The sequence below is a fragment of the Promicromonospora panici genome, from assembly GCF_900608595.1.
GTDB classification, from domain to species: domain Bacteria; phylum Actinomycetota; class Actinomycetes; order Actinomycetales; family Cellulomonadaceae; genus Promicromonospora; species Promicromonospora panici.
Genome location: NZ_UWYY01000036.1, coordinates 24,022 through 30,744, shown reverse-complemented (window position 1 = coordinate 30,744; position 6,723 = coordinate 24,022). Strand labels below are relative to the sequence as shown.

Below are 6,723 nucleotides of genomic sequence, written 5' to 3'. Positions count from 1 at the left end.
AGGTGGTCCTCTGCTGGCCCCCGGGTGGCAGGCCCTCGTCGAGGCTATGCAGAGGGTCCGGAGGGTCGCCACGAAAGTCCTCCTAGGCGCACTGTCACGTTTCGCTGCCGCATCTCGTCTGCGGGGTATGACGCGAGAGCATGTCCTCATGACAGATCCCGACGCCACCGGTACTCGCCTCGAGGGCGCGGAACTGGACCGCCTGCGCCCGCTTGCCTTCTCCGTCGCCTACCGGATGCTAGGCAGCGTCGCCGAGGCGGAGGACGTGGTGCAGGAGGCGCTGACGCGACTGTCGCAGGCGGACGGCGTACGCAACCCCGACGCCTTCGTCACGACGGTGACGACGCGGATCGCCATCGACGTGCTGCGGTCCGCCCGGATGCGGCGGGAGTCCTACGTGGGTGAATGGCTGCCTGAACCCCTGGTCGGTCCGGCGCAGGTGAACCTCCCGGTCGCGATGGCGGCGGCGCCACCCGACGCCGCGGCGCACGCCGAGCTGGCCGACGATCTGTCGACGGCGTTCCTCGTGCTGCTGGAGGCGTTGACGCCGACCGAGCGTGCGGCGTTCATGCTGCACGACGTGCTCGGGTACCCGCACGGGGACGCGGCCGACATCATCGGCACGACCGAGGTGGCCGCGCGGCAGCTGGCTTCGCGGGCCCGACGGCGGATCGCGCGGCAGCGGGGCGACGTCGGCCACCGGGCGGCGTCCGGCAGCGGCGGTGCGGATGACAGGGTGCGGGCCGAACAGCTCGTGACCCGGTTCCTGGCGGCGTGCGAGGAGGGTGAGGTGGACGGGTTCCTCGAGCTGCTCTCCGAGGACGTCGTGCTCGCGGGCGACAGCGGCGGCAACGTGCCGCCGGGTATGTCCATCGTCCGGCCCATCGCCGGCCAGCTGGCGGTCGCGCGTGTGCTCGCGGGCTTCATGCGGCGCGGCGCGCCGATCCACTTCGAGCGTGCGCTGGTCGGCGGCGAGCCCGGCCTGCTGATCGTGGCGGACGACGCGGTCGGTGGCGGGCTGATCGGGACGTGGTCGTTCGAGGTGTCCGCCGGACGGCTCGCGGGGATCCGGGGCGTGATCAACCCGGAGAAGCTGCGGCACCTGGGCCGGCTGGCCGACCTGAGCCGGCTCCACGAATGGCTGCGCAGCACCCGACGGCGCCGGTCGGACACCTGACCGCCGACCAGCCGTCCGCCGACCGCGCATCGAGCGGCCCGCCGTCACGCGTCGGCGGTGGGCGCCTCCCGCACGAACCACATCAGCACGAGGCCGAACAGGACCACGGCGATGATCCCGAGCGTGCCCCAGATGGTCGCGCCGGTCACGGTGATGAGGATCGTCCAGAGGCCGTGCGACATCCAGGACGTCGCACGGCCGGTCGTCGCGTAGAGGCCGAAGATCTCGGACTCCTTGCCCGCGGGTGTGACGCGGGCGAGGTAGGAGCGGGAAGCGGCCTGCGCCGGGCCGACGCACGCGGAAAGGACCAGTCCGCCGACCCAGTACACGACGGGGCCCAGGTCCCGCAGGAACACGACGGCGAGGCCTGCGACGACGATGACGCTCAGGGTGGCGAGGATGACGCGCCGAGGGCCGAAGCGGTCGTCGGCGCGGCCGACGAGGACCGTACTGACCCCTGCGACGAGGTTGGCGGCGATGCCGAAGATGATGACCTGGTCGGAGGAGAACCCGAAGCTCACGCTGCCGATGATCGCGCCGAACGCGAAGACGCCGCTCAGCCCGTCGCGGAAGACGGCGCTGGCCAGCAGGAACCAGAAAGTACGCCGGGCGGTACGCCAGAGCCCCAGGATGTCGCGGTAGAGGACTCCGTAGCTGGCGAAGAACCCGACCTTCGGCCGGCCCTTGGTGGGCGGCAGCTCGGGCACGAAGGCGAAGATCGGCCACACGAAGGCCAGGGCCCAGAACGCGCAGGCCACCGCGATGACGCGGTACGCGAGGCCGTTGTCGGTAGGCATGCCCCACCAGCCCGCGCTGTTGGCGACCACCACGAGCACGAGCATCAGGATGCCGCCGACGTAGCCCAGCCCCCAGCCGAGCCCGGACACCTTGCCGACGGTCCTCGGCGTGGCGACCGACACCATCATGGCGTTGTAGTTCACGCCCGCGATCTCGCTGAGCACGCTGCCCAGGCCGATCACTATCGCGCCGAAGACGAAGTACACCGGGTCCGCCTCGACGAACCACAGCGCGAGCATGCACAGCACCATGCCGCCGGTGGCGCCGCCGAGCCACGCCTTGCGCCGCCCGGACGCGTCGGCTCGCTGGCCCAGCACGGGGGCCAGCACGGCGACGAGGATGCCGGCGAGCGTGGTCCACAGGCCCAGGCCGCTGGTCAGCTCGGCGAGAGCGCGGACCCGCAGCGGGTCGTCGTCGGCGAGGGCCGCGACGGCCGGGTCCAGGAACGACTCCGAGATCAGGTAGCCCGCCGTGAACACGAACGTGAGGATCACGGTGTTGAACGGCTGGGTGCCCCAGTCCCACAGCGCCCAGGAGTACACCTGGCGGCGCGGGATCCGCACGCCTTCCCGCAGCTCCAGGCCCGTCGTCGGGGGCGCCACCGAGTCTGCGGGCACGTCTGGTCGGGGTGCGGCGTCGGTCATGGCCGCAGTCTGCCCGCGTCTGGTAAATCGTGGGTGCTGGGCCGGTCACGATCTCATACCGACCCACCCGGCACCGCCTGGCCCGACGGCCGGATCAGGGCGCCAGGTTGTGCCGGCCGATCTGCTCCGTGCTGGACACACCCGCGAGCGCCATGGTGATGTCGAGCTCGGCGAGGATGTGCTCGGTGACGGCGCGGACGCCGTCGGCTCCGGCGAGGGCGAGGCCGTAGACCCAGGGGCGGCCCAGGAGCACGGCGTCGGCCCCGAGGGCGAGCGCGGTGAAGACGTCGGCGCCGTTGCGGATGCCGGAGTCGAACAGGACGGGGACCGGCCGCGCGTGCCGGCGCACCGCGTCGACCACGGGGGCGAGGGCGTCGAGCGAGGCGATCGCGTTGTCGATCTGGCGCCCGCCGTGGTTGGACACGATGATGCCGTCGGCCCCGTGGTCGAGGGCGGCGACGGCGTCATCGGGGTGCTGGATGCCCTTGACGAGGATGGGCAGGGTGGTGCGGCGGCGCAGCCAGGCCAGGTCGGGCCAGGTCAGGGTGGAGCGGGAGAAGACGTCGAGGAAGGTCTCGACGGCGGCGCGTGCGTACGGTTCGCGCAGGTTGCGCCACGTGGATCCGGGGTGGTGGCGTGCCATGGACAGCAGGGAGCGGACGGCGGCGAGCGTGGGCCGGTTCGAGCCGGTCTCTCCCGTCGTACCGGCGCTCGTCGTACGCGCCCGGGCCGCGACGAGCTTCTGGAACTCGGGGTCGCTCAGGTACTGGGCGATGCCCTCCCCGCGCGCGAACGGCAGGTAGCCGAGATCGAGGTCGCGGGTGCGCCAGCCGAGCACGTGGGTGTCGAGGGTGACGACGACGGCCTCGCAGCCGCTGGTCTCGGCGCGCGAGACGAACGACTCGACCACGGCGTCGTCGGACGACCAGTAGAGCTGGAACCAGCGCGGGTTGTCGCCGAGGACGGCGGCGGTGTCCTCCATCGGTGTGGAGGCTTGGGAGGAGATGACGAGGGGCAGGCCGAGGTCGCGGGCGGCACGGGCCAGCGCGGGCTCGGCGTTGCGGGGTGCGGCGGCCCGGCCGCCGTGGGTGCGCTGGTGCTGCACGGCGAGCTCGAGGGCGCCGACGGGTCCGAACAGGACGGGTGCGGGCAGGTCGCGCCCGAGCAGGGTGGTGGCCAGGGTGCGCTCGCCGACGTCGACCATCTGGCGCGGCATGATCCGGTACCTGCCGAACGCCTCGCGGTTGGCGTCGACGGTGCGTTGCGCGCCGGCCCCGCCGGCGACGTAGGACCAGCCGGTGCGGGTCATCCGGCGTCGGGCGGCCTCGGCGAGTGCGTCTGGATCGGTGGGCACCGCCGGCCGGTGGCCGAACACGCCGTCGCGGTAGATCGCCGACTGCACGGTCCGGCCGATATTGCGCATGCGGGACATCCTGTCACGCGCTGCGGCCACTCCGGCCGGCATCGCGCGACGCCGCACAGCGCCGGAGCTGGCGTGGCTCCGCGGTCCCTCACCAGCCAGAATGGGCCGTAGCCGCACGGCAGATCAACCGAACAGCACACGACACAGCGACTCGACCAGGTGAGCCCAGGAGCGACGATGTCCGATCTTCCGGAGCAGCAGGCGCCGACGGCGGTCCCCGCCGGTGCCGCGGGCGCACCGGGCCCTGAGCGCGCGGCCGGTCCGCGCCGCCCGCGCCGCCCGCGCGGGCAGCGTCGGGTCCGCCGGGTGGTGCTGATCGTGCTGGGCGTGCTGCTCCTGCTGGTCGCGGTCGCCGTCGGCGGGTACCTCTGGAACAACGCGACGGCCCGCGACCGGGAGCGGGCGGCGGTCGAGGACGCCGGGTTCGCCGAGTGGCAGACCAGAGTGGACGGGCAGGTGCTCAACTACGCGGAGGGGCCGGACAACGGCCCGCCGCTGGTGCTGATCCACGGGCAGGGCTCGCAGTGGGAGGACCACGCGCTCGTGCTGCCGGACCTGGCCGAGCGGCACCACGTGTTCGCGGTCGACGTGCCCGGCCACGGCGGCTCCGACCCGCTGCCCGCCGAGGAGTACGGCAATGTCGCCGTGGCGACGCTCCTGGCGGGGTTCATGGAGCAGCACGTCGGTGAGCCCGCGATCGTGTCGGGGCACTCGTCGGGCGGGCTGCTCGCCCTCTGGATCGCGGCGGAGCGTCCGGCGCTCGTGGACGGGCTCCTGCTGGAGGACCCGCCGCTGTTCTCCTCCGAGCTGCCCCGCCTGCTGGAGACCACTGGCGGCGGCCTGCCGACCGTCGCCCAGGAGTATCTCGCGAGCGAGCCCGACCCGGACCACACGGCGACGTCCTTCCAGCGCTACTTCGTGGAGCGGAGCGACTACTTCGCCTTCTTCGGTCCGGCGGAGCAGCCGATAGTCGACTACTCGCTGCGCTGGATCGACGAGCACCCGGGCGAGCCGCTGAACGTGTTCTTCCTGCCGCCGCTGGTCAGCATCTACTTCGAGGGGCTGGTGAACTACGACCCGGCGTTCGGCGCGGCCTGGGTCGAAGGCAGCTGGTACGAAGGCTTCGACGCCGAGGCGAGCCTCGCCGCCGTCGACGTCCCGACGACGACGCTCGTCCACACCAACTACTTCGAGCAGGAACGAGGCGGCGCCTAGCAGGACGACGTCCTCATGGCCGCGATGGACTCCGACGACGTCGACCGCGCCCTCGGCCTGCTCGACGACGCCGAGCTGGTCCGGGTGGCCTCAGGGCACCTGGTGCACTACGAACGCCCCGACGTCTACCTGGAGGCGGCACGCGATCTGAGTGCCCGGGCCGAGGACTGACCGGCTACCTGCCGAACCCGGCGGTCAGACCCGACACGAGCTGACGGCGCCCGATCAGGCGGCCCGGGTGGCGCGGCACGCACCCGAACCTGACTATAGTTCTGAGGTGGGACCGATGTGGAGGCATCCTGGTGGATGAGCGCGACCGTGGAGATGGCAGTGACGGCTACCCGCTCGGCGTTCCCGACCAGGCGTCCTCGCGGCTGAGCCTCTTGTGGCGTACCGACCCCCTGCTCGGCGAACCGTTCCAGCAGGCCGCGCTCGGGCCCGCGACGCTGGTCCGGTACCCGTACCCGGACGGCGCTCCCCCGCCGAAGGCCGCCGTCATCCACGTGCACGGGTACAACGACTACTTCTTCCAGGAGCACCTGGCCCGCGCCTTCACCGCGGCCGGGTACGCGTTCTACGCCGTCGACCTCCGGGCAGCCGGACGCTCGCTGCACCCTGACCAGATCCCGCACTTCGTGATGGACCTGCGCGAGCAGGCCACCGACATCGCGGCGGCCGCGCGCACCGTACGCGGCCTGGAGCCCGGTCTGCCCCTGGTGCTGCACGCCCACTCCACGGGCGGGCTGACCGGCTCCCTCTGGGCCCACGCCCACCGCAACGCCGCGGGGGCCGACGCCGGACCGGACGTGCTCGTGCTCGACTCACCGTTCCTCGACCTGTGGGCGCCCGACTGGCAGCGCACGATCGGGACCAGGGTCCTGGACACCGTGGGGCGCCTGGCCGCGACCGCGATCCTGAGCGACGGCCCGTCCCGGTACGCCGAGCACCTGCTCGCCGCCAACGGCGGGCGCTGGGCGTTCGACACGACGCTCAAGCGCCCCGAAGGCCTGCCGCGCCGGGTCGGCTGGTTCGTCGCCGTGCGGCGCGGGCAGGCTCGCGTGGCCGCCGGGCTGGAGATCGGATGCCCGGTGCTGCTGGCCCGGTCCGCCTCCTCCGGCCCCGACGACCTCGACAACCCGCTGCTCGACGCGCAGGACACCGTGCTCGACGTCGAACAGATGGCCGCGCTCGTGCCGCGACTCGGGCACGACGTCACCGAGCTCGTCGTCCCGGGCGGGGTCCACGACCTCACGCTGTCGGCCCGCGGGCCACGCGAGGCATACCTCGACCGCATGTTGGAATGGACGAACAGCCGGATCGACGCGCTGGTCGGCGGCGGAGTCGGCGGTAGGGCCGGCGCACGGGACACGACGTAGGACGAGCCGTACGACGCGACGCACGACAAACCGTACGACCAGCCGTATGACAAACCAGGTAGAGATCAGGTAGGACGAGACATGAGGTAC

At 72.4% G+C, this 6,723-nt stretch carries 6 protein-coding genes; 4 read left to right on the top strand and 2 right to left on the bottom strand.

Features of this window, described 5'->3' with window-relative positions; translation table 11 throughout:
* Positions 1-148: 148 nt before the first annotated feature.
* Positions 149-1,177: a sigma-70 family RNA polymerase sigma factor gene (locus tag EW117_RS28015; RefSeq protein WP_165362904.1), complete on the top strand. Its 1,029-nt coding sequence runs from the start codon at positions 149-151 to the stop codon at positions 1,175-1,177.
* Positions 1,178-1,221: 44 nt separating this feature from the next.
* Here EW117_RS28015 and EW117_RS28010 read toward each other — a convergent pair whose 3' ends face one another.
* Positions 1,222-2,619 carry an MFS transporter gene (locus tag EW117_RS28010; RefSeq protein ID WP_129790011.1) on the bottom strand — a complete coding sequence of 466 codons (1,398 nt, stop codon included), beginning with the start codon at positions 2,617-2,619 and terminating at the stop codon, positions 1,222-1,224.
* Between the two features lie 94 nt (positions 2,620-2,713).
* Positions 2,714-4,042 (bottom strand): alpha-hydroxy-acid oxidizing protein, encoded by a 1,329-nt coding sequence (locus EW117_RS28005; RefSeq protein WP_129790010.1) that lies wholly within the window; start codon positions 4,040-4,042, stop codon positions 2,714-2,716.
* A gap of 177 nt (positions 4,043-4,219) precedes the next feature.
* On the opposite strand from EW117_RS28005, the gene EW117_RS28000 reads away from it, so the two are divergent.
* The 3 genes from EW117_RS28000 to EW117_RS27995 all read left to right on the top strand — a co-directional run bounded on the left by EW117_RS28000 (position 4,220) and on the right by EW117_RS27995 (position 6,633).
* Positions 4,220-5,257 (top strand): alpha/beta fold hydrolase, encoded by a 1,038-nt coding sequence (locus EW117_RS28000; RefSeq protein WP_129790009.1) that lies wholly within the window; start codon positions 4,220-4,222, stop codon positions 5,255-5,257.
* 15 nt (positions 5,258-5,272) lie between these two features.
* A complete protein-coding gene (locus EW117_RS29570; RefSeq protein WP_165362902.1) occupies positions 5,273-5,428 on the top strand; it encodes a hypothetical protein in 156 nt (51 codons plus the stop codon).
* Positions 5,429-5,559: 131 nt separating this feature from the next.
* On the top strand, positions 5,560-6,633 hold the full coding sequence (locus EW117_RS27995; protein WP_242504618.1) for an alpha/beta hydrolase: 1,074 nt from the start codon (positions 5,560-5,562) through the stop codon (positions 6,631-6,633).
* Positions 6,634-6,723: the final 90 nt, after the last annotated feature.

Coding starts and splice junctions, on each gene's coding strand:
- EW117_RS28010 (WP_129790011.1), bottom strand. CDS start 2,619: ATGACCGACGCCGCACCCCGACCAGACGTGCCCGCAGACTCGGTGGCG.
- EW117_RS28005 (WP_129790010.1), bottom strand. CDS start 4,042: ATGCGCAATATCGGCCGGACCGTGCAGTCGGCGATCTACCGCGACGGC.
- EW117_RS28000 (WP_129790009.1), top strand. CDS start 4,220: ATGTCCGATCTTCCGGAGCAGCAGGCGCCGACGGCGGTCCCCGCCGGT.
- EW117_RS29570 (WP_165362902.1), top strand. CDS start 5,273: ATGGCCGCGATGGACTCCGACGACGTCGACCGCGCCCTCGGCCTGCTC.
- EW117_RS28015 (WP_165362904.1), top strand. CDS start 149: ATGACAGATCCCGACGCCACCGGTACTCGCCTCGAGGGCGCGGAACTG.